This window comes from Kosakonia sp. YIM B13571, from assembly GCF_042788095.1.
GTDB classification, from domain to species: Bacteria; Pseudomonadota; Gammaproteobacteria; order Enterobacterales; family Enterobacteriaceae; genus Kosakonia; species Kosakonia quasisacchari.
The window spans coordinates 26,748-49,861 of record NZ_JBHZPL010000007.1; the positions used below are offsets into that span (position 1 = coordinate 26,748).

Consider the following 23,114-nt stretch of genomic DNA (forward strand, 5'->3'; position numbering starts at 1 on the left):
TGAATTAAAAATTCTTTTAGTACAAAATATCCCTGAATGGGTTTTGACAGCGATCAAGAGGATCCGCTAAGACCGCGTTGTTTAACCTTGGACGAATTATCCAGCAGGCGAATCGCCGGAATAACACTGGCACCTGCGCAAGCAATGACCACCGCGATTGCCGAGGCGATCAGCACGTTGCTGCTGCCAAAGTGCATAGCCAGCGGTCCGGCGGCCAGCTCGCCGACCGGAATGGCGATAAATGACCCCATTGCATCATAGGCATAAACGCGAGCCAGCCGCTCTGGCGGAATGTGTGTTTGTAATGACTGCGCCCACGCTACGCCGAACAGGCCGAAACTGACGCCCGCAAGAAAAAACGCGCCCAGCAACCACACAGTAGAAACATGCTGGCTGAGGAGATAGATCGGCACTGCACATACGGCAACCAGCATTACGCCAATAAACAGGTCGCGTCGCGGACGCCAGCGCAGCGCGAGGAAGGAACCGACAATCAAGCCAACGCTCTGCGCGGCGACAATCATTCCCCAACGCGTACGGCCAAACGAGGCATCGGCAATGATCGGACCGAGCACCATCACCATACCGCTGAACGCGGCATTAATAATGGTGAATTGCACGACAATGGCCCACACCCAGGTGCGGCTGATGAACTCTTTCCAGCCATCGCACAGATCTTGCAGGATATTGCTTTGCGCCGCTGTCTCCTGAATGGCACCCATGCGAATGGCCAGATAAAGCGGAGCCGAGGCGGCAAAGCCCAGCGCATCAATCGCCAGGCCCCAGCCAGGCCCGACGGCGCTGGTGAGAATGCCACCGAGCGACGCGCCGACGACCGTTCCGCTATAAATACCGAGCTGGATAAACGCGTTGGCTTCGCGCAGGTTATGCGCTGGCACCGTTTGCGGCACCAGCGCGGACGAAGCGGGTAGCGCGATCCCCGCTGCTGCGCCGTTAATGGTTCCGAGTATCGCCAGTAGCATTACCGTCGCTGAACCGTCCAGTACCAGCCAGGCGACAGCACCTTGAGAACAGGCGGCGATCAGCGATGATAGTACCAGCACCCGGCTGCGTGAATAGCGATCGGCCAGTACACCGCCGACCAGCAAAAATGCCACGTTAAACAGTGAACGTGCAGCCACCACAATGCCGAGCTCGGTGGCGGTGCCGCCAATGTCCAGCACCGCAAAAGCCAACGCAATGGGGGCGATGCCGTTACCGAGCACCGTCAGCAGACGGGCAAAAAACAGATGGCGAAACGGGGCAAAATGAAAGGCGCGCGTATGTTGTGTCGTCATTAGGATCGCGGTTAATTAAAGGTTCGGGCCAGTGTAGGGCATCCCTTTCTGACCAGCATAGCCGCTTATTATTGCAGGTATCGGTGACCGATTGTTACCGGAAAAGTGAGGGGCTATCTGTTAGGCTATTGGAAGAGCGATCGCCACACGGAGAGCCCCGGCGATCGAAGGTTAACCAACAGAGGACTCCCATTTGTCTAACAGCGAGCGCCGCGTTGTCTTTTTTGATCTTGATGGAACCCTGCATCAGCAGGATATGTTTGGCACGTTTCTACGTTACATTTTGCGCCATCAGCCGTTAAATGCGTTGCTGGTGCTGCCTTTGTTGCCAGTGATTGCGGGCGGATTACTACTCAAGGGGCGTGCTGCGCGCTGGCCGATGAGTTTGCTGCTGTGGGGCTGCACGTTTGGCCATAGTGAGCGTCACCTGAATGCGTTACAGCAGAAATTTGTCAGCTGGTTTCGTGAGCATGTTATCGCCTTTCCGGTCGTGCAAACGCGGTTAACCAACTATCTGGCGGCGTCCGATGCAGATATCTGGCTGATTACCGGTTCGCCGCAGCCGCTGGTGGAGCAGGTCTATTGTGATACCCCGTGGCTACCGCGCGTTAACCTGATAGCCAGCCAAATCAGCCGCCGCTACGGTGGCTGGGTGTTGACTATGCGCTGCCTCGGTCATGAAAAAGTCGCTCAGCTTGAACGTAAAATCGGTACTCCGTTGCGCTTGTACAGCGGTTACAGCGACAGCAAGCAAGATAACCCGCTGCTCTATTTTTGCCAGCACCGCTGGCGCGTGACGCCGCGTGGCGACTTGCAACAGCTGGAGTAGTGTCGAACCGATAACGGCTGTGTATAATGCGCTCCGCCTGAATTACTGGAGTAACTCGCTTTGTCCATTCCTGAACTGAATCACGACGTTTGGATGCGTCATGCGCTCACCCTGGCGAAACGCGCCTGGGAAGAGGGCGAAGTGCCGGTTGGCGCGGTGCTGGTGCATAACGGTCAGGTGATCGGCGAAGGCTGGAACCGGCCGATTGGCCGCCACGATCCTACCGCGCATGCGGAAATTATGGCGTTGCGCCAGGGTGGGCTGGTGCTGCAAAACTACCGTCTTATTGATACCACTTTATATGTCACGCTGGAGCCATGCGTTATGTGCGCGGGCGCCATGGTGCACAGCCGTATTGGTCAATTGGTCTTTGGTGCGCGGGATGCGAAAACCGGCGCGGCGGGATCGCTGATGGATGTGTTGCACCATCCGGGCATGAACCATCGGGTGGAGATAACCGAAGGTGTATTACGCGACGAATGCGCTGCGATGCTGAGCGACTTTTTCCGCCAGCGTCGGCTGGAGAAGAAAGCCCTGAAAAAACCGGCTGGCGATCCCTCAGCTCTCCAGAACAACCGCTAGCGGTTAACTTTGCGTGGGTTTTGCACCAGTGCGTCCGGCACCAGCAGCGGGTTTCGCGGGAAGGCGTCATTAGCGGTTAACGCACTAAAGGGCAGCACGCCGTAAGCCGGGCGATTCAATTCATCCGTTGATACCGCCGGGTAACTCTGCGCCAGCTTCAGCGCTTTTACTGCTTCCTTCTCTTTTTCCAGCAAATAGCCAACCAGGCTAATTTCATACTTACGAATATTTTCTACATAGGCATACGCTTCATGCCCGCGAGCGTAACCGTACGTCAGCTTGCTGTAGTATTGTTTCTGGCTTAATAGCGGCAGGCGCTGTTTCACGTCTGCCCAACTGTCCGGATTGCCTTTCGTCTTCGCCGTCAATGCGCGGGCATCCAGCATATGTGCGTAGCCCATATTATAAGCCGCCAGCGCGAACCAGATTTTTTCATCCTGCGGAACGGAGTCCGGCACTTTGCTCATCATATCCACCAGATAACGTGCGCCGCCGCTAATGCTTTGCTCCGCGTCAGTACGATCGCTTAAACCCAGACTCTGCGCCGTATTGCGAGTCAGCATCATCAAACCACGAACGCCGGTGGGGGATGTGGCCTGGGAATCCCAGTGCGACTCCTGATAAGAGATGGCTGCGAGCAGTCGCCAGTCGATCGCCTGGGCGTACTTTTCAAACAGCGGTTGCAGATCCGGCAGGACGCTATCAACGGCACGTAAAAAGGTGCGCGTGTCGACATAGTCAAAACCTTCGCCGTGGCCGAGGTATTTCTCCTCTAATCGCGCAAGTGTGCCGTCTTCATTCATATTATTGAAAAAATCGAGCATCGCGGCCGACAGCGTATTATCGTCATCGCGCTTGCTAAACCAGGTGACGGGCTGCTCATCGGTGATATCCAGCGCCACTGCCAGTTCGGGATGGACGCGCTGGTACAGGCTAATCGCGACCGAATCGGCGATGGTGTAGCTCAGTTTCCCGTCGACGACTTGTTGCAGTAGTGCGGTCGTGCCGATTTTTTCATCCACCGTCCAGCTTAACTCCGGGTACTTCTTCTCTTTTATTTCGCGCAGATCGTCCAGCACAACATGGCCGGAGGCAACGGTTAACTGGCTGGCATTAACGGACTCCAGCGTCCGTGGGCGGTAGCTGCCCACGCGATACACCAGCTGCTGAGAAACGGAGTAGTAAACCGGCCCGGTTTGGTAGTTTTTCACCCGTTCGCTGTTGTAGACCAACCCAGCGGCGAGCATATCGGCGTCGTCATTATCCAGGTCGTCAAACAATTGGCTGATATTCTGCCGTACTGTGACTTTCAGTTTGACGCCAAGGTAATCGGCAAAATGCTGCGCGAGATCGTAATCCAGCCCATACGTTTTGCCATCAACGGTGTTGTAAGTCAGCGGTGTGGCTACCGTACTGACGCGCAGCTCCCCACGAGCTTTGATCGCCGCGATGCGATTATCGGCTTTGCCGAACCAGGGGATAGAAGGCCACAGGGCCGCTGCCAGCAGCAGGGTGACAATGCCGATGAGCAGATAATTAATCTTAAATTTTTTCAAGGAGTTAATTCTCTGCGCCGTGCTTTGCCTCAGAAGGTTCTCGTGATGATAACAGTAAGGTTTGTCGGTGATTGAGCGGCATTTTGCGCAACAAAACGCCAGTTGGCAACTAATTAGAGCATTCGGCGACAGCTATTGTTAAAAATTGGCGGCGATTTTATTTCGACGCAAACGGTTTCGTCGGCGCGCAGGATTCTCTATAATGACGCCCGTTTTCCCCTGGTGCACACTTAAAGCGTCCCCGACGCTTCGTAATCGAAGACGAGAGACTTATGATGGAAATTCTGCGTGGTTCGCCTGCATTGTCCGCTTTCCGTATCAACAAACTGCTGGCACGTTTTCAGGCTGCCAACCTCCCGGTAAGCAACATTTACGCCGAATACGCTCACTTCGCCGATCTCAATGATGGGCTGACAGAAGATGAATACGCACGGCTCCAGCGCTTGCTGAAATACGGCCCAAGCCTTAGCAGCCATACCCCGACCGGAAAATTACTGCTCGTCACTCCTCGTCCCGGCACCATCTCTCCCTGGTCTTCTAAAGCCACCGATATCGCTCACAACTGCGGCCTCAATAAAATTAATCGCCTTGAACGCGGCGTCGCCTATTACGTTGACGCAACCGGGCTGACTGACGCCCAGTGGAGCGACGTTGCCGCAGAGCTGCATGACCGCATGATGGAGAGCGTATTCACCTCACAAGCAGACGCCGAACACCTGTTTGAGCACCATCAGCCTGCGCCGGTACAGAGCGTGGACCTGCTCGGTGAAGGCCGCCAGGCGCTGATTGAGGCCAACCTGCGTCTGGGGCTTGCGCTGGCGGAAGACGAAATCGACTACCTGCAAGAGGCATTCACCCGCCTGGGGCGCAATCCGAACGACATTGAGCTTTATATGTTCGCGCAGGCGAACTCTGAGCACTGCCGCCACAAAATTTTCAACGCCGACTGGGTGATTGATGGCCAGCAGCAGCCGAAGTCGTTGTTCAAAATGATCAAAAACACCTTCGAGCAAACGCCGGATTTCGTGCTGTCGGCCTATAAAGATAACGCCGCGGTGATGGAAGGTTCCGAGGTGGGCCGCTTCTTCGCCGATCGCGGGGAAGGGCGTTACGACTATCATCAGGAACCGGCGCATATTCTGATGAAAGTGGAAACCCACAACCACCCGACGGCGATTTCGCCGTGGCCGGGTGCGGCGACAGGTTCCGGCGGCGAAATCCGCGACGAAGGTGCAACCGGCCGTGGTGCAAAACCCAAAGCGGGGCTGGTGGGCTTTTCCGTTTCTAACTTGCGCATTCCTGGCTTTGAACAGCCGTGGGAAGAGGATTTCGGCAAACCGGATCGTATCGTCACCGCGCTGGATATCATGACTGATGGCCCACTGGGCGGCGCGGCATTCAACAATGAATTTGGCCGTCCTGCACTGAACGGCTACTTCCGTACTTATGAAGAGAAAGTGAACAGCCACAACGGCGAAGAGCTGCGCGGCTACCACAAACCGATCATGCTGGCGGGCGGCATCGGCAACATCCGCGCCGATCACGTACAGAAAGGTGAAATCACCGTTGGCGCGAAACTGATCGTGCTGGGCGGCCCGGCGATGAATATCGGTCTGGGCGGCGGCGCGGCGTCGTCGATGGCATCTGGTCAGTCCGACGCCGATCTCGATTTTGCCTCGGTACAGCGCGACAACCCGGAGATGGAGCGTCGTTGCCAGGAGGTTATCGACCGCTGCTGGCAACTGGGCGATGCCAACCCAATCCTCTTTATTCACGACGTTGGCGCGGGTGGTCTTTCTAACGCCATGCCGGAGCTGGTGAGCGACGGCGGGCGCGGTGGTCGTTTTGAGCTGCGCGATATTCTGAGCGATGAGCCGGGAATGAGCCCGCTGGAAATCTGGTGTAACGAATCACAGGAGCGCTACGTGCTGGCGGTTGCCGCCGATCAACTGGCGCTGTTTGACGAATTGTGCCGCCGCGAGCGCGCGCCTTACGCGGTGATTGGTGAAGCGACGCAAGCGCGGCACCTGACGCTCAACGATAATCACTTTAACGATCAGCCGATCGACATGCCGCTGGATGTGCTGCTGGGTAAAACGCCGAAGATGACCCGCGATGTCGCGTCTCGTCAGGCAACTGGCGAGGCGCTGAATGTGCAGGGCATTTCTATTGCCGATGCGGTTAACCGCGTGCTGCACCTGCCAACCGTGGCAGAAAAAACCTTCCTTGTGACCATCGGCGACCGCACGGTGACCGGTATGGTTGCGCGCGATCAGATGGTTGGCCCGTGGCAGATCCCGGTGGCGAACTGCGCGGTAACCACCGCCAGTCTCGATAGCTACTACGGTGAAGCGATGGCGCTGGGCGAACGTGCGCCGGTTGCGCTGCTCGATTTCGCCGCTTCTGCCCGCCTGGCAGTGGGGGAAGCGCTCACTAACATCGCCGCGACGCAGATTGGCGATATCAAACGCATTAAGCTGTCGGCAAACTGGATGGCCGCAGCCGGGCACCCTGGCGAAGACGCTGGCCTGTATGCCGCAGTGAAAGCGGTGGGCGAAGAGCTTTGTCCGGCGCTGGGTTTAACTATTCCTGTGGGCAAAGACTCTATGTCGATGAAAACCCGCTGGCAGGAAGGCAGCGAGGAGCGCGAAATGACCTCTCCGCTGTCGCTGGTGATCACCGCGTTTGCCCGCGTTGAAGATGTTCGCGGCACGGTTACTCCACAGCTTTCCACGGAAGATAATGCGCTGCTGCTGATTGACCTGGGTAATGGCAGTAACGCACTGGGCGCCACCGCGCTGGCGCAGGTTTACCGCCAGCTTGGCGACAAACCGGCCGATGTGCGTAACGTCGAGCAACTGAAAGGCTTCTTTGACGCCATCCAGGCGCTGGTAGCGGACCGCAAACTGCTGGCCTACCACGATCGCTCCGATGGCGGCCTGCTGGTTACGCTGGCAGAGATGGCCTTTACCGGCCACTGTGGTATCAACGTTGACATCGCGTCTCTCGGCCAGGATCGCCTCGCAGCGCTGTTTAATGAAGAGCTGGGCGCGGTGATTCAGGTGCGTGCAGCCGATCGTGAAGCGGTAGAAAGCGTGCTGGCGGCTTACGGCCTGGGCGATAGCGTTCACTATCTCGGTCATGCCGTCGCTGGCGATCGCTTTGTCATTGAAGCCGATGGTCAGGCGGTGTTCAGCGAAAGCCGCACTCAGCTGCGCATGTGGTGGGCGGAAACCACCTGGCAGATGCAGCGCCTGCGTGATAACCCGGAGTGTGCGGATCAGGAGCATCAGGCGAAAGCCAATGACAACGATCCGGGCCTCAACGTGAAGCTCTCTTTTGATATCAATGAAGATATCGCCGCGCCGTTTATTGCTACCGGCGCGCGCCCGAAAGTGGCTGTGCTGCGTGAACAAGGCGTTAACTCCCACGTTGAAATGGCGGCGGCGTTCCATCGCGCCGGTTTTGATGCCATTGACGTGCATATGAGCGATCTGCTGGCAGGGCGCACTGGCCTTGAGCATTTCCAGTCGCTGGTTGCCTGCGGCGGCTTCTCATATGGCGATGTGCTCGGCGCGGGTGAGGGCTGGGCGAAATCGATTCTGTTCAACGAGCGCGTGCGTGATGAGTTCGAAACCTTCTTCCACCGTCCGCAAACACTGGCGCTGGGCGTGTGTAATGGTTGCCAGATGATGTCTAACCTGCGTGAACTTATTCCTGGCAGCGAGCTGTGGCCGCGTTTTGTGCGTAACCACTCTGACCGCTTTGAAGCGCGCTTCAGCCTGGTGGAAGTGACGCAAAGCCCGTCGCTGTTGCTGAACGGTATGGTTGGCTCGCAGATGCCGATCGCCGTTTCTCACGGTGAAGGCCGAGTGGAAGTGCGTGATGGCGCGCATCTGGCACAGCTGGAAAGCAAAGGGCTGGTGGCGCTGCGCTACGTGGATAACACCGGGGCCGTGACGGAAACCTACCCGGCGAACCCGAACGGCTCACCGAACGGCATTACGGCAGTGACCAGCGAAAGCGGGCGCGTAACCATCATGATGCCGCACCCGGAGCGCGTGTTCCGTACCGTTTCCAACTCCTGGCACCCGGAAAACTGGGGCGAAGACAGTCCGTGGATGCGTATCTTCCGCAACGCGCGTAAGCAACTGGGTTAATTTCGCAATAATCTGTAAGCCCTCTTCTTAAGAGGGCTTTTTTTCGCCTGTGCAAAAGTGTCTGTATTTCCCGACATTGGGTATTGGACAGTGTCTCTAAAAGGAGACATTTAATTTATTGATTATAAATGATTTATTTTTGATGCTATGAGCGTGTTGCTAAATAGCGACAGGTTGTTGAAATGTTAAGCACATCACATTTTCATATTTGAAATATTAAATGCATTATAATCAATAGATTAAATTAAATGTTGGTAAGTTGGCACAATACCTGCATAATATTAAGCAGTGGCTCATTCACCTTCTTATGTCAGCCCCTTCGGGACGCGCTACATAAACTTCGAATGACGCACTTAAAGGTGCCTGCCGTCCACCTACTGATTATTGCACTGCTTTATCAGACATCGGGCGAAACGTCGAGTTAGGCACCGCCTAATTTCATAACAAAGCCGGGTTAATCCCCGGCTTTGTTGTTTCTGGCTTTTGGCAAATCGGTTAGCATCTCTGTACCTTTTATTGCGAGAGTACTGCCTTGAAACGCTGGCCCGTTTTCCCCCGCTCGCTTCGCCAACTGGTTATGATGGCGTTTTTGTTAATTCTGTTGCCGCTGCTGGTATTAGCCTGGCAGGCGTGGCAAAGCCTGAATGCACTGAGCGCGCAGGCGTTGCAGACCAACCGCACAACGTTGATTGACGCACGTCGTAGTGAAGCAATGACCAATGCCGCTCTGGAAATGGAGCGGAGCTACCGGCAGTACTGCGTGCTGGATGACGCCACCCTGGCGCGCGTGTACCAGAATCAGCGTAAGCGCTATAGCGAGATGCTCGATGCCCACGCCGGCGTGCTCCCTGACGATAAACTTTACCAGGCGCTGCGCCAGGATTTAAACGCGCTCGCCCAGTTACAATGCAAAAATAGCGGCCCGACAGCCGAGTCCTCTGCGCAGCTTGAAGCGTTTGCCGCCGCCAATACCGAAATGGTGCAATCGACGCGCGCGGTGGTCTTTTCCCGCGGGCAACAGCTCCAACTGGAAATTGCCGAACGCGGCCAGTTTTTCGGCTGGCAGGCGCTGGTACTGTTTCTGGTGAGCCTGGCGCTGGTGCTGCTGTTTACCCGCATGATCATCGGCCCGGTGAAGGGCATCGAGCGGATGATTAACCGCTTAGGCGAGGGGAGAACCCTGGGCCGCAGCGTTGTCTTTAAAGGCCCGCGTGAGTTGCGTTATGTAGGAGAGCGGATCCTTTGGCTGAGCGAAAGGCTGGCCTGGCTTGAATCACAGCGCCACCAATTCTTACGCCATCTTTCCCACGAACTAAAAACACCGCTTGCCAGTATGCGCGAAGGCACCGAGCTACTGGCCGATCAGGTGGTAGGGCCGCTGACGGTGGAACAGAAAGAGGTGGTGGAGATCCTTGACGACAGCAGTCGCAATTTGCAAAAACTGATTGAACAGTTGCTGGATTACAACCGCAAGCTGGCCGAGGGTTCAGTGGAGCTGGAAACCGTTGAACTTGCGCCACTGATAGAAATGGTGATCTCTGCCCACAGTTTGCCTGCGCGAGCTAAAATGATGCATACCGATGTCGCCCTTGATGTGGCGACCTGTCAGGCTGAACCGATGTTGCTGATGAGCGTGCTGGATAATCTTTACTCCAACGCGGTGCACTATGGTGCTGAATCCGGTAACATTTCTCTGCACAGTTATACTGCCAACGCACGGCTCTGTATCGACGTGGCAAATACCGGTACGCCAATCCCTGAAACGGAGCGTGAAATGATCTTCGAACCGTTCTTTCAGGGTAGCCACCAGCGAAAAGGGGCGGTGAAAGGCAGCGGGTTAGGGCTAAGCATTGCCAGAGACTGCATTCGCCGTATGCAAGGCGAACTGCATCTGGTGGCGAGCAGCAAAGCTGATGTCTGTTTCCGTATTGAGCTTCCCCTCAATGCGCCGGAAGCATCCACTCAATGAATCTAAATCTGGTGAGTATGTCGCATGTTTTTTCCCGCGTGGTTAACGCGGTTACACAGCAAAACGCCTGGCTTCGCGTATTTCCCTGTCTGCTGTTGGCGGGGTGCGTTGCCCAAAAAACGCAAAGCGCGATTCATGACACCCAGGAAGAACGGCTCCCTGAACATCAATTGGCCGATTTCTTGTCCACAGATTGCGACGATATCTGGTCACTGTCCGGTCAGAACGTCGACACCAACCCGCTTTACTGGCTGCGCGGTATGGATTGCGCGCAGCGCTTATCGCCCGCCGCAGCGCGTGCCGAAGCACGTACCTGGTCTGACGATAACTGGCAGGCCACGTTTAGGCGCGGCATTTTGCTGTCTAACGCTAAAATTTCGCCGCTTGAGCGACGTGAATATACTGAGCGGCTAGGCGCATTAAGCCCCACTATTCCTACGCAGGTTCGCCCATTATTTGAGCTTTGGCGTGATGGTGAAAAAGCCCAATTGCAACTGGCGGAAGAGCGTGCCCGTTACGCGAAGTTACAGCAATCAGCGGATAGCGAGCTTGATAGTTTGCGCCAGCAGCAACAATTTCTGCGCGAACAACTGGAAACGACTACACGCAAACTGGAAAATCTCACCGATATCGAACGGCGTCTCTCCACGCGTAATAAACCCGCCGCCACCGACCTGCCGGACAGCGCTCACCCGTCTAAAAGCGACGGCACTCAGGAGGATGTGAAACCATGACCAGCCGTAAACCTGCCCATCTGTTGCTGGTTGATGACGATCCGGGGCTGTTAAAACTGCTAGGGCTGCGCCTCACCAGCGAAGGCTATAGCATCGTCACGGCGGAAAGTGGGCAGGAAGGGTTACGCATTCTCGTGCGGGAAAAGGTCGATCTGGTGATAAGCGATCTGCGCATGGACGAGATGGACGGTATGCAGTTGTTTGCCGAAATCCAGCGCGTACAGCCGGGCATGCCGGTGATTATCCTGACGGCGCACGGTTCGATTCCCGACGCGGTAGCCGCAACACAGCAGGGCGTGTTCAGCTTTCTGACCAAACCGGTGGACAAGGACGCGCTGTATAAAGCGATTGATGATGCGCTGGAGCACAGCGGATCGACGATGGACTCACAGTGGCGCGAGACCATTGTCACCCGTAGCCCGGTGATGCTGCGTTTGCTGGAGCAGGCGCGGATGGTGGCGCAGTCTGACGTGAGCTTGTTGATTAACGGCCAGAGCGGTACCGGGAAAGAGGTGCTCGCGCAGGCGATTCATAACGCCAGTCCGCGCAGCAAAAGTGCGTTTATCGCCATTAACTGCGGCGCGTTGCCGGAACAGTTATTGGAATCTGAGTTGTTCGGTCACGCGCGCGGGGCGTTTACCGGCGCGGTCAGCAGCCGCGAGGGGCTGTTTCAGGCGGCGGAGGGCGGCACGCTGTTCCTCGATGAGATTGGCGATATGCCGATTCCGTTGCAGGTCAAATTGTTGCGCGTGTTGCAGGAGCGCAAAGTGCGTCCGCTCGGTAGCAACCGCGATATTGATATTAATGTGCGCATCATTTCAGCCACGCACCGTGATTTACCGAAAGCGATGGCGCGCGGCGAGTTTCGCGAAGATCTCTACTATCGGCTGAATGTGGTTAGCCTGAAGATCCCGGCGCTGGCTGAACGTGCGGAAGACATTCCGCTGCTGGCCAATCACTTGCTAAAACAGTCGGCAGAAAGGCATAAACCTTTTGTTCGTGCATTTTCTACCGATGCTATGAAGCGTTTGATGACCGCCAGTTGGCCTGGCAACGTGCGACAGTTGGTTAACGTCATTGAACAATGCGTGGCGCTTACCTCATCGCCCGTTATCAGTGATGCGCTGGTGGAGCAGGCGCTGGAAGGGGAAAATACCGCGCTGCCGACCTTTGTCGAAGCGCGTAATCAGTTTGAACTGAACTACCTGCGTAAGCTGCTGCAAATCACCAAGGGCAATGTCACGCATGCCGCGCGAATGGCGGGGCGTAACCGCACCGAATTTTATAAACTGCTCTCGCGCCATGAGCTGGACGCCAATGACTTTAAAGAGTAATGGCGAAATGATTATGGTACTGTGAGCAACCGATTACGATGCAGCAGACTGGCAAGAGCGTGTAAGGAACGACCATGAAAAAGATTGATGCGATTATTAAACCTTTCAAACTGGATGACGTACGTGAAGCGCTGGCTGAAGTCGGCATCACCGGGATGACGGTAACGGAAGTGAAAGGTTTTGGTCGCCAGAAAGGCCACACTGAACTTTACCGTGGCGCGGAGTATATGGTGGATTTTCTGCCGAAGGTGAAGATTGAAATTGTCGTGACTGACGACATCGTTGATACCTGCGTGGACACCATTATCCGTACTGCTCAGACCGGTAAAATCGGCGATGGCAAGATTTTCGTCTTTGATGTCGCGCGCGTGGTGCGTATCCGTACCGGCGAAGAAGACGACGCCGCAATCTAATTTCTTCCCTCACCCCGCAGGGTGAGGGAGTCTGCTTTACAGCACCTTATGCGGGCCAAAGCATTCGTAATGAATGCTCTCTTTGTTCACGCCAAGCGCGACCAGCTGTTGAGCGACAAATTGCATAAAACCGACCGGGCCGCAGAGATAAAACTGCATCGCCGGATCGCTGAACTTCCCTTCCAGCACGCGTAAATCCATCAACCCTTCACTGTGATAGCGACCTCTATTCACCTCAGCCGCCGCCGGCTGTTGATACCAAACATGCTGATAAAAATGGTTCAGCGACGCACCGAGTTTGCTCACTTCATCGGCAAAAGCATGTACGTCGCCATTCATCGCAGCGTGGAACCAGTTTACCTGTGCGGCATGCTGCGATTTAGAAAGGCTGTCGAGCATCGCCAGCATCGGGGTTTGACCTACACCGGCGGAGATCAGCGTGACCGGCGTGTTGCTCTGTACATCAATAAAGAAATCCCCGGCAGGTGCCGCAAGATACACAATGTCGCCCACTTTTGCGCTGTTATGCAGCCAGTTAGAAACCTGGCCACCTTCTTCTCGTTTTACCGCGATACGGTAGCTTTTGCCGTCAGGCTTGCGGGTCAGGGAGTACTGGCGGATCTCCTGATTGGCGAAACCTTCAGGTTTCAGCCAGACACCAAGATATTGCCCTGGTTGATAAGCGGCGACCGGCTGGCCGTCGACCGGTTCGAATTCAAAACTGGTGATAAGCGCGCTCTGCGGTTTTTTCTCTACCAGGCGAAATGCGCGCGTGCCTTGCCAGCCGCCCGCTTTTTCGGCGTGTTCGCTGTAGATTTGCGCTTCACGGTTGATAAAGACACCCGCCAGTACGCCGTAGGCCTTTCCCCAGGCGTCCAACACTTCCTGTCCGGGGCTGAACATCTCGTCCAGCGTCGCCAGCAGGTGCGTGCCGACGATGTTGTACTGTTCCGGCTGGATCTGGAAGCTGGTGTGCTTCTGGGCGATTTTTTCAACCGCCGGCAGCAGTGCGGCAAGATTATCAATATTGCTGGCGTAAGCGGCAATGGCGTTGAACAGCGCTTCACGCTGATCGCCGTTGCGCTGGTTGCTCATATTGAAAATCTCTTTCAGTTCCGGGTTGTGAGTGAACATCCGGTCATAAAAATGGGCAGTGAGTTTGGGGCCGGTTGCCGCCAGCAAGGGAAGAGTGGCTTTGACCGTAGCGATGGTTTGAGCGTCGAGCATAATTGCTTCCTTTTTTGCAGATTATTTTAAAGTTGCATTTTAAATGCATCTTATAGCGCGGCGCCCTGGCTTGTAAAGAGTGGACAATGTAAAGGGATTTACATCGTGAATAAGTTGCATCACAAACCTGAAAAGAAATCCGCTTTCGCGGGCAACGTCGTTATCGCTCAAACCCTTGCCTGACGCGGAGCCAATCGTTTGCGTAAAAACCTTTGTCAAGACCTGTTATCAGAATATTAATCAGTTATACTGTGGGCCGTCCCCCAAATTGGGCCCTCGTTTAGAGTTGTTTTGTTAGCTGAGTCAGGAGATGCGGATGTTAAAGCGTGAAATGAACATTGCCGATTATGATGCCGAACTGTGGCAGGCTATGGAGCAGGAAAAAGTACGTCAGGAAGAACACATTGAACTGATCGCCTCCGAAAACTACACCAGCCCGCGTGTAATGCAGGCTCAAGGTTCTCAGCTGACGAACAAATACGCCGAAGGCTACCCGGGCAAACGCTACTACGGCGGTTGCGAGTATGTGGATATCGTTGAACAACTGGCGATTGATCGCGCGAAAGAGCTGTTTGGCGCTGACTACGCGAACGTACAGCCGCACTCCGGTTCACAGGCGAACTTCGCGGTCTACACTGCGCTGCTGCAACCGGGCGATACCGTTCTGGGTATGAACCTGGCGCAGGGCGGTCACCTGACTCACGGCTCCCCGGTTAACTTCTCTGGCAAACTGTACAACATCATCCCTTACGGTATTGATGAGTCCGGTAAAATTGACTACGAAGACATGGCGAAGCAGGCGAAAGAGCATAAACCGAAGATGATTATCGGTGGTTTCTCTGCTTACTCCGGTATCGTTGACTGGGCAAAAATGCGTGAAATCGCCGACAGCATCGGTGCTTACCTGTTCGTTGACATGGCACACGTTGCGGGTCTGATTGCCGCTGGCGTTTACCCGAACCCGGTTCCGCATGCGCACGTTGTGACCACCACCACCCATAAAACCCTGGCGGGTCCGCGCGGTGGTCTGATCCTGGCGAAAGGCGGTGACGAAGAGCTGTACAAAAAGCTGAACTCCGCTGTTTTCCCAAGCGCGCAGGGCGGCCCGCTGATGCACGTTATCGCGGCAAAAGCGGTGGCACTGAAAGAAGCGATGGAGCCAGAGTTTAAAGTTTATCAGCAGCAGGTTGCCAAAAACGCCAAAGCGATGGTGGAAGTGTTCCTGAACCGTGGCTACAAAGTGGTGTCTGGCGGTACTGAAAACCACCTGTTCCTGCTGGACCTGGTTGATAAGAACCTGACCGGTAAAGAAGCGGATGCCGCGCTGGGCCGTGCGAACATCACCGTGAACAAAAACAGCGTGCCGAACGATCCGAAGAGCCCGTTTGTTACCTCCGGTATCCGTATCGGTAGCCCGGCGGTCACTCGTCGTGGCTTCAAAGAAGCGGAAGTGAAGGAACTGGCTGGCTGGATGTGTGACGTGCTGGATAGCATCAATGACGAAGCTGTTATTGAGCGCACTAAACAGAAAGTTCTGGATATCTGCGCCCGCTTCCCGGTTTACGCATAAATTTATTCAGGTCTGAAAAACCCGCTGCGGCGGGTTTTTTTATGCCTTATTGCAGTGCGCTATAACCGTGAATACCCATATAAATGCCGACAAGTGCGATAAGCGCACTGGAAAAATAGGGCGCCTTACGCGCCAGGGTGTTGAATCCAGACCAGCGTTTTGCCGCTTGCTGTACGCTGATTGCCGCGCCAACGCCAACCGCAACCAGTGTCAGTGCGAGACCAATACTGAAGCTGACTACCAGCGTTGCGCCCAACGTGATGGCTTTCAATTGAATACAGATCAGCAAAATAGTGATAGCCGCCGGGCAGGGGATGAGGCCGCCAGTTAAACCAAATAGCAGGATCTGCCCGTTTGTCACTTCACCGCCGGTAAAACGCCGCTCAATATCCCGCGCGTGCGCCCGCTCGTGCGCATCCTGATACTCCTCCTCTTTGGTCACTTTACGCAGCGACAGAATTGTTGGCTGTGCGGTAACTCGGGCGTGTGTAACGGGTTGAAGCACCATGCTGGGCGCGCGATGCGCGTGGCTGTGGTCATGATCGTGGTGGTGATGATGCCCGGCGAGCCACGAACGTTCACCTTGCCAGGTGCGCAGGAACATCCACACCGCCGTACCAAAGATGACCACCGCAGACACCATTTGCAGCCAGGGTTCAACGGCTTGCGCGGTGAATTGGTTGCTGAGATACATGCCTCCGAGCGCAATCAGCCACACCACCACCGTGTGCGACAGCGTGGCGGCGAGACCCAGCATCACGGCCTGTTTAACAGTGCCTTTGATGGCGATGATAAATGCGGCCATCATTGTTTTTGAGTGCCCCGGTTCGAGGCCGTGCAGCGCGCCGAGCAGGATAGCGCTTGGAATAAAAAACCAGGCATTCCCTTGCTGAAAAAGCATGGTGAAGTCATTCATGAGAATAATTCTCGGTAACAATTTGTGCGCTCAAATCTACTCCCCCCCAGTAAAAAATACTACCCCCCAGTAGAAATAAACTCCCCCCCAGTTGATGCATGGTATGCTAAAGTTCGTTTAAGCACGGTCGATTTGAGGTCTGTATGTCGCACACCATCCGGGACAAGAAAAAGCTAAAAGCGCGGGCGAGCAAAATAGAAGGGCAGGTTGCCGCGCTGAAAAAAATGCTCGACGAGCCCCATGAATGCGCCCAGGTTTTGCAGCAAATCGCGGCGATCCGTGGCGCAGTAAACGGGTTAATGCGCGAGGTTATCAAAGGGCATCTAACCGATCATATCGTGCATGAGAACGACGAAATTAAGCGTGAAGCGGATCTGGATGTAGTGCTGAGCGTTCTCGATTCTTATATCCGCTAAGCAACGGCGAGCAGCCTGGATGCTGATATTCGCCAGCAAACATTGGGTAAGCGCATGTGTTGCCTGATTGTTACTTGCCAGCCCTGTTATTTATCGCCAGACTATCGCCTCCATTCAGGAGGAAATCATGGTCTTGCAGTCCACGCGCTGGCTGGCGCTCGCTTATTTCACCTACTTTTTTAGCTACGGCATCTTTTTACCTTTCTGGAGCGTCTGGCTCAAAGGCGTGGGGCTGACCCCGGAAATCATCGGTATGCTGCTTGGTGCCGGTCTTGTCGCCCGTTTTCTTGGCAGCCTTTTCATCGCCCCACGCGTGAGCGATCCTTCCCGCTTGATTACGGCTCTGCGCGTACTGGCGCTGGCGACACTGCTGTTCGCGCTGGCTTTTCACTCCGGAACTCATGTGGCCTGGCTGGCGGTCATTATCATTGGTTTCAACCTCTTCTTTTCGCCGCTGGTGCCGCTCACCGATGCGCTGGCGGGTACCTGGCAGAAACAGTTTCCTATGGATTACGGCCGCGTGCGGCTGTGGGGATCGATTGCTTTTGTGATTGGTTCGGCGTTGACCGGCAAACTGGTGAGCCTGTTTGATTACCAGTCGATTCTGGCGCTGCTGACGCTGGGCGCGGCATCCATGTTGCTGGGGATGCTGCTGCGTCCTTCCATTTTGCCGCAGGGTGAAAATCGCCAGCAGGACGGCGCAGGTTGGCAGGCATGGCGGGTACTGATTGCGCAGAACTGGCGTTTCCTCGCCTGCGTGTCGCTGCTACAAGGCGCACATGCAGCCTATTACGGCTTCAGCGCCATTTACTGGCAGTCGGAGGGGTATTCTGCTTCAACCGTGGGGTATTTGTGGTCGTTAGGCGTGGTGGCAGAAGTGGTGATTTTCGCGCTCAGCAACCGGCTGTTCCGCCGCTTCAGTGCGCGCGATCTGCTGCTGCTTTCCACCGTCTGCGGGTTGGTACGCTGGAGCCTGATGGGCTGGACGACCGAGCTTCCGTGGCTGATTATTGCGCAGATCCTGCACTGCGGCACGTTCACCGTTTGCCATCTGGCCGCGATGCGCTATATCTCGGCGCGGCAGGGCAGCGAAGTTATCCGCTTGCAAGCGGTCTATTCAGCGGTCGCGATGGGCGGCAGTATTGCGCTGATGACCATGATTGCCGGTTTCCTGTTTGAACATCTGCATCAGGGGCTGTTTTTTGTCATGGCCGTGCTGGCCATTCCGGCGCTGTTCCTGCGCCCGAAAGTCGCCGTGCAGGCTGGCTAACTTTCCAGCATGTCGCGAATATGCCGCTGCTGTTGCCCGCTCAGCGGCCCGTCAGTGTGAATTAACGGCGGTGAAAACAACGGCAGCGGCGTAGTGTAAGGCGTGATAATCAACGTCACGTCTTTCGGGGCACCGGCCTTACGAAATTCCGCCAGCGGCAAATATTTAATACTGAGCGGCAGCAGCGTTAATTCACGCAGTTGCTGCTCAATCTGCTGTTCGCGCGTACTGTCTTCGCCAGTAATCAACACCACCTGTTTCTCATGCAGATCGCTGTCTTGCATCAGCCAGGCGCCGAAAATGACCGCCACCAGCCCGGCCTCTTCATCGCTTAAGCGCAAATCGTACTCGTCTTCCAGCTCCTGCAATGCATCGCGGGTGGTTCGCATCAGGCGCGGGTAAAGCTGGTTGATCTCGTCGGGCAAGCTGTTATCAATGCCAATGCCGAACAAGCTGCGATCCAGCGCTTGGGCAATGTGAATATAGAGCTGGGCGCTTAAACCCTGCTCGTTGCTGAAGCGCAACCCCGCCAGAGCGTGAAAACGGGCGATCATCCGGCGGATGGCTTTTTGCAGACGGCGATCCTGGTGTTGCTGGTCACGCAGCGGATCGGGCGTGCGCACCAGCATAAACAACAGCGACAAAAACAGGTGCTCATTCTCCTGCGGATAGTCGACAACGCGGCGCTGCCAGTGGCGCACAATCTCCTGTGCCACCTGATACTCGGCGCGCATTTGCGCCCACTCTTGTTGAACCGGATTAAATTCCGGCGTATGTCCCTGGTGATGTTGCAGTAAACAATATTGCAAATAGAGACGCAGAAATTGCATATCCCGGCATTCAAAGGCGCGTTGCAGGCGGCGCGAACAGAGGTTAATTAACGCCAGCAGATTGGTATCGTCGTATAACGTTCGGGCAATGCCTTGCTGTTTAAGTGCGGTTTTTAACGCTGGGGTAAACTGTTGCGTGATAAATTGCGGACACAGTCGCAGCGCACGGCGAAGCCAGTGCAACAGGCACAGGCGTTGATCGAGCGGAGTGCCCTCAATCCGAAAGCCGCCGTGAGGGTGGGGGACGATAGAAAGCCGGTGGTAGCGCTGAATTTCACTTTGCATTTCAGCGATATCCCGGCGAGCCACGGCGTCGTCTACTCCATTCATCGCGCTGATATGTTCCATGGTGACATGTTGCCCCGGCAAAGCGAGCATCAAAAGCACCTGGCAGCGGCGCTGCGGACTGGAGAGAGCAGATGGCGGTGTCATTACAATAGTCATCTGTCAGGTTCCAGTTAGGGTTTTTGATAAGCGTAGTTAAAGGTATGCTCAGCGATAGCGCAGCGGCAGCTCTTTCCTTCAGGATTGCCGGAGAACATCACAGAATTTTTCACGTGAGGAATACATGCAAGCAGTTAAACAATGCACCAGTGGCCTGTTTCTCGCGCTTTTATCGTTTTCAGTGATGGCGCATCCGCACAGTTTTATCCGCATGAAAACGCAAGTTTTGGTTGATAACGGGCAGTTCACCGGGCTGAAAATGCGCTGGACGATGGACGAAATAACGTCGGCGGACCTGCTGTACGACGCCGGAAATGCAAAACCCGGCGATGTGATCTGGAAAAAGCTGGCGGCGGAAGTGATGGCGAACGTACTCGGCCAGCACTATTTCACCGAAGTCTGGCATCACGGGCAGAAAGTGAAGTTTCTTAATCGGCCCACGGAATATGGCATGGAACGGGTCGCGCACCAGGCGGTGCTGACATTTATTTTGCCGCTTGCCGAACCGCAGTCGCTCAGCGGCCAGCTGTATACTTTTTCAACCTTCGATCCCACCTATTTTGTTGATATGAGTTACGCAAAAGAGAGTGACGCGACATTGCCTGATGCTGCGCCACAGGGCTGTAAACTGGCAATGCAAACCCCCAAACCTGGGGAAGAGGTGCTGAATTACGCCCAGTCGCTGGATAAAGCCGACGCGCCGGAGGAAGACATGGAACTCGGAAAACAATTTGCCCAGACGGTAACGCTGACATGTCCGTGATGTTGAGCGCGGTAGCGCGAAAACGACGCTTATTGCACTGGTGGCCGCTACTGCTCTTCATGGGATGCGCGCTGGTCGCCGCATTGTGGCTGTGGCAGATCTGGCCGCAGGTGATGGTGAAAAGCGCTATCTGGCAGCGCGATGTGAATATGAAAATGAGCAGCTTACTGAAAGCGGTGGCAGAAAATCCGCATCAGGCGGGTGGGGCGCTGCTGCTGTTCAGCTTTGCTTATGGCGTGCTGCATGCGCTCGGGCCGGGGCACGGCAAAGTGGTGATCACCACCTGGCTTGCCACGCACCCATCAAAACTGAAATCTGCGATTGGGTTAACGCTGGCCTCTTCATTATTGCAGGGGCTGGTGGCGATTGCGTTGGTGGTGGTTGTGCTGAGTATTTTGGCGCTGCCAGCACGGCAGTTGCATTTAAGCGGTTACTGGCTGGAGAAGGGCAGTTACTTACTGGTGGGAATGCTGGGAGGGCTTTTGTGCTGGCGAGCGTTGAAAAAGCTGCGTGCTCTTGTACAAACACCGAAATTTCGCGCCTTTACGGCGCACCATGTGCATCACGAAGGCTGTGGTTGCGGTCATCAGCATTTACCCACACCATCGCAGTTGCAGAGCGGTGAGGACTGGCGCGCGCGGCTGATGATTGTTTTGTCGATGGGGATGCGCCCCTGTTCCGGTGCGATTATGGTGCTGCTGTTCAGTAAAGTGATTGGCGTATTTAGCTGGGGTGTGGCATCCGCGCTGGCAATGGCGGTCGGAACGTCGCTGACCATCAGTTCGCTGGCGTTGCTGGTGCATGGTTTTCGCCAACTGGCGGTGAAATTAAGCGGGGATCGTGCGCCGGTATTGTGGCGGCAGGTCGGCTGGACCACGCTGGCTCTGGCCGGTGGTGTGTTGTTAATTAGCGCGTCGGTAGTGATGTGGATCAGTGCGTTACCGCCGGGCGGCGGATTACGACCGTTTTGATAGTGCCCGGTGGCGGCGAACCACCGCCGGGCACAGTCTGACTTAGCGTTTCAGCGCGTCGCTTAGCTCATCGCGCATATTCGCCAGCATCGATTTAACGACGCGCGGGTTACCCGCCACGATGTTGCCGGACATCATGTAGTTATGACCACCGGTGAAATCACACACCAGGCCGCCGGCTTCACGCACCAGCAGTTCGCCTGCGGCGAAATCCCACGGTTTCAGCGCGATTTCGAAGAAACCATCCACGCGGCCTGCGGCAACGTAGGCCAAATCCAACGCAGCGGAACCTGTGCGGCGGAAATCCGCACATTCGGTGAACAGTTTGCCCACGATGTTGATATAAGTTGTGGCGTGCTGTTTGGCTTTGAACGGGAAACCGGTCGCCAGAATAGTGCCATCCAGATCGCGAGCGGTGCTGCCGCGCAGACGGTAGCCGTTTAGCTGTGCGCCCTGACCGCGAGTAGCGGTGAACAGTTCGTTACGCATAGGATCGTAAACCACAGCGACTTCTGTGCGGCCTTTGATTCGTACGGCGATGGATACCGCGAAGTGCGGCAAGCGTTTGATGAAGTTGGTGGTGCCATCCAGTGGATCGATAACCCATTGTACATCCTGGTCAGCGCCTTCGTGCTCACCACTCTCTTCGGTGATGATGGTGTGTTGCGGGTAAGATTTGCGGATTGTTTCGATAATCAGCGCTTCGGCTGCTTTATCAATATTAGTCACGAAATCATTGCTGCCTTTCTGGCTGGTTTCTACGGTGTCAGGGGTTTCGTAGTTTTTGGCAATTAAATTACCCGCCTTGCGCGCAGCACGCACGGCGATGTTCAGCATCGGATGCATCGGTCTCTCTCACTGGATGTTAAAGAACGGAAAACGGCGCATATCATAGCAGCGAATTCGGATTATGTCTTTGCTTTATGATAATATGCGCGAATATTCTTTAGCCGTTGAAAATCTATGCTGCAAAATATTCGAATCGTACTGGTGGAAACCTCCCACACCGGCAACATGGGCTCTGTGGCTCGTGCAATGAAAACAATGGGTTTGACGAATCTCTGGTTGGTGAACCCGCTGGTAAAACCGGATTCACAGGCTATCGCGCTGGCCGCAGGTGCCAGTGATGTGATTGGCAATGCGCAAATCGTCGACACGCTGGATGAAGCGCTCGCCGGTTGCAGCCTGGTTGTTGGTACCAGCGCGCGTTCCCGTACGCTGCCGTGGCCGATGCTTGATCCACGTGAATGCGGGCTGAAAAGTGTTGCGGAAGCGGAACACGCGCCGGTCGCGCTGGTGTTTGGCCGCGAACGCGTTGGCCTGACCAATGATGAACTGCAAAAGTGCCATTACCACGTGGCGATTGCTGCTAACCCGGAATACAGCTCGCTGAACCTGGCGATGGCGGTTCAGGTTATCGCCTATGAAGTGCGTATGGCCTGGCTGGCCGCACAAGAGAGCAATGCCCCGGCGGTTGAGCACGAAGAGACGCCGTACCCGCTGGTCGACGATCTTGAGCGCTTTTACGGGCATCTGGAACAAACCCTGCTGGCGACCGGTTTTATTCGTGAAAACCATCCCGGTCAGGTGATGAACAAATTGCGCCGTTTGTTTACCCGCGCCCGCCCGGAAAGCCAGGAGCTTAATATCCTGCGCGGCATCCTGGCGTCGATCGAACAGAAGTATAAAGAGTAACGCGTGGAACCGGGTAAATGCCCTTTTTTCAGCCTAACTCTATGAAAGCACTAAACGACAAATACCTGACTAAAACAGTCAACTAAATAGTTGACCAATTTAGTCGGGAATGTCAGACTTGCGTCTGCTATGCAACA

19 protein-coding genes are annotated in these 23,114 nt (G+C 55.3%); 13 read left to right on the forward strand and 6 right to left on the reverse strand.

Annotated elements, in window-relative coordinates:
* Nucleotides 1–53: 53 nt before the first annotated feature.
* A complete protein-coding gene (locus tag ACFX4O_RS16500; protein ID WP_380209874.1) occupies nucleotides 54–1,298 on the reverse strand; it encodes an MFS transporter in 1,245 nt (414 codons plus the stop codon).
* 193 nt (nucleotides 1,299–1,491) lie between these two features.
* Here ACFX4O_RS16500 and yfhb point away from each other — a divergent pair, with 193 nt between their 5' ends.
* Together yfhb and tadA are read left to right on the forward strand one after the other, a co-directional pair.
* Complete coding sequence (yfhb, locus tag ACFX4O_RS16505) at nucleotides 1,492–2,127, forward strand: phosphatidylglycerophosphatase C (protein WP_380209876.1); 636 nt, start codon at nucleotides 1,492–1,494, stop codon at nucleotides 2,125–2,127.
* 60 nt (nucleotides 2,128–2,187) lie between these two features.
* Entirely contained in the window at nucleotides 2,188–2,709 is a 522-nt protein-coding gene (gene tadA, locus ACFX4O_RS16510; RefSeq protein ID WP_131406438.1) for a tRNA adenosine(34) deaminase TadA, read from the forward strand.
* On the opposite strand, the gene mltF is transcribed toward tadA, so the two are convergent.
* On the reverse strand, nucleotides 2,706–4,265 hold the full coding sequence (gene mltF / locus ACFX4O_RS16515) for a membrane-bound lytic murein transglycosylase MltF (protein ID WP_380209878.1): 1,560 nt from the start codon (nucleotides 4,263–4,265) through the stop codon (nucleotides 2,706–2,708). The genes tadA and mltF overlap by 4 nt on opposite strands.
* Nucleotides 4,266–4,537: 272 nt before the next feature.
* Between mltF and purL the strand changes: the two genes are divergently transcribed.
* From purL to glnB, 5 genes are all read left to right on the forward strand, one after another.
* The gene (gene purL, locus ACFX4O_RS16520) at nucleotides 4,538–8,425 is read left to right on the forward strand and encodes a phosphoribosylformylglycinamidine synthase (RefSeq protein ID WP_380209880.1); all 3,888 of its coding nucleotides are present in this window, start codon (nucleotides 4,538–4,540) and stop codon (nucleotides 8,423–8,425) included.
* 532 nt (nucleotides 8,426–8,957) lie between these two features.
* Nucleotides 8,958–10,394, forward strand: a complete 1,437-nt coding sequence (qseE, locus tag ACFX4O_RS16525; protein WP_380209882.1) for a two component system sensor histidine kinase QseE/GlrK — start codon at nucleotides 8,958–8,960, stop codon at nucleotides 10,392–10,394.
* Complete coding sequence (gene qseG, locus ACFX4O_RS16530; RefSeq protein WP_131406440.1) at nucleotides 10,391–11,128, forward strand: two-component system QseEF-associated lipoprotein QseG; 738 nt, start codon at nucleotides 10,391–10,393, stop codon at nucleotides 11,126–11,128. Before qseE ends, qseG begins: the two co-directional genes overlap by 4 nt.
* Complete coding sequence (gene glrR, locus ACFX4O_RS16535; RefSeq protein ID WP_380209884.1) at nucleotides 11,125–12,462, forward strand: two-component system response regulator GlrR; 1,338 nt, start codon at nucleotides 11,125–11,127, stop codon at nucleotides 12,460–12,462. The genes qseG and glrR overlap by 4 nt, the downstream gene beginning before the upstream one ends.
* A 74-nt stretch (nucleotides 12,463–12,536) precedes the next feature.
* A complete protein-coding gene (gene glnB / locus ACFX4O_RS16540; protein ID WP_002438074.1) occupies nucleotides 12,537–12,875 on the forward strand; it encodes a nitrogen regulatory protein P-II in 339 nt (112 codons plus the stop codon).
* A 36-nt stretch (nucleotides 12,876–12,911) separates the two neighbouring features.
* On the opposite strand, the gene hmpA is transcribed toward glnB, so the two are convergent.
* Nucleotides 12,912–14,102, reverse strand: coding sequence for an NO-inducible flavohemoprotein (gene hmpA / locus ACFX4O_RS16545; protein WP_380209888.1), 1,191 nt, complete (start codon nucleotides 14,100–14,102; stop codon nucleotides 12,912–12,914).
* A gap of 316 nt (nucleotides 14,103–14,418) precedes the next feature.
* Here hmpA and glyA point away from each other — a divergent pair, with 316 nt between their 5' ends.
* Nucleotides 14,419–15,672, forward strand: a complete 1,254-nt coding sequence (gene glyA, locus ACFX4O_RS16550) for a serine hydroxymethyltransferase (RefSeq protein ID WP_131406444.1) — start codon at nucleotides 14,419–14,421, stop codon at nucleotides 15,670–15,672.
* Between the two features lie 46 nt (nucleotides 15,673–15,718).
* Here glyA and ACFX4O_RS16555 read toward each other — a convergent pair whose 3' ends face one another.
* The gene (locus ACFX4O_RS16555) at nucleotides 15,719–16,588 is read right to left on the reverse strand and encodes a nickel/cobalt efflux protein RcnA (protein ID WP_131406445.1); all 870 of its coding nucleotides are present in this window, start codon (nucleotides 16,586–16,588) and stop codon (nucleotides 15,719–15,721) included.
* 143 nt (nucleotides 16,589–16,731) lie between these two features.
* Here ACFX4O_RS16555 and rcnR point away from each other — a divergent pair, with 143 nt between their 5' ends.
* Complete coding sequence (rcnR, locus tag ACFX4O_RS16560) at nucleotides 16,732–17,004, forward strand: Ni(II)/Co(II)-binding transcriptional repressor RcnR (protein ID WP_017459019.1); 273 nt, start codon at nucleotides 16,732–16,734, stop codon at nucleotides 17,002–17,004.
* A 127-nt stretch (nucleotides 17,005–17,131) separates the two neighbouring features.
* On the forward strand, nucleotides 17,132–18,274 hold the full coding sequence (locus ACFX4O_RS16565) for a 3-phenylpropionate MFS transporter (RefSeq protein ID WP_380209891.1): 1,143 nt from the start codon (nucleotides 17,132–17,134) through the stop codon (nucleotides 18,272–18,274).
* On the opposite strand, the gene csiE is transcribed toward ACFX4O_RS16565, so the two are convergent.
* Nucleotides 18,271–19,548, reverse strand: a complete 1,278-nt coding sequence (csiE, locus tag ACFX4O_RS16570) for a stationary phase inducible protein CsiE (RefSeq protein WP_380209893.1) — start codon at nucleotides 19,546–19,548, stop codon at nucleotides 18,271–18,273. The genes ACFX4O_RS16565 and csiE overlap by 4 nt on opposite strands.
* A 124-nt stretch (nucleotides 19,549–19,672) precedes the next feature.
* Between csiE and ACFX4O_RS16575 the strand changes: the two genes are divergently transcribed.
* Nucleotides 19,673–20,311 carry a DUF1007 family protein gene (locus ACFX4O_RS16575; RefSeq protein ID WP_131406448.1) on the forward strand — a complete coding sequence of 213 codons (639 nt, stop codon included), beginning with the start codon at nucleotides 19,673–19,675 and terminating at the stop codon, nucleotides 20,309–20,311.
* Entirely contained in the window at nucleotides 20,302–21,282 is a 981-nt protein-coding gene (locus ACFX4O_RS16580; protein WP_131406449.1) for a nickel/cobalt transporter, read from the forward strand. Before ACFX4O_RS16575 ends, ACFX4O_RS16580 begins: the two co-directional genes overlap by 10 nt.
* Nucleotides 21,283–21,324: 42 nt before the next feature.
* Here ACFX4O_RS16580 and suhB read toward each other — a convergent pair whose 3' ends face one another.
* Nucleotides 21,325–22,128, reverse strand: coding sequence for an inositol-1-monophosphatase (gene suhB / locus ACFX4O_RS16585; RefSeq protein ID WP_131406450.1), 804 nt, complete (start codon nucleotides 22,126–22,128; stop codon nucleotides 21,325–21,327).
* Between the two features lie 117 nt (nucleotides 22,129–22,245).
* Between suhB and trmJ the strand changes: the two genes are divergently transcribed.
* Nucleotides 22,246–22,977 (forward strand): tRNA (cytosine(32)/uridine(32)-2'-O)-methyltransferase TrmJ, encoded by a 732-nt coding sequence (gene trmJ / locus ACFX4O_RS16590; protein WP_131406452.1) that lies wholly within the window; start codon nucleotides 22,246–22,248, stop codon nucleotides 22,975–22,977.
* Nucleotides 22,978–23,114 lie beyond the last annotated feature (137 nt).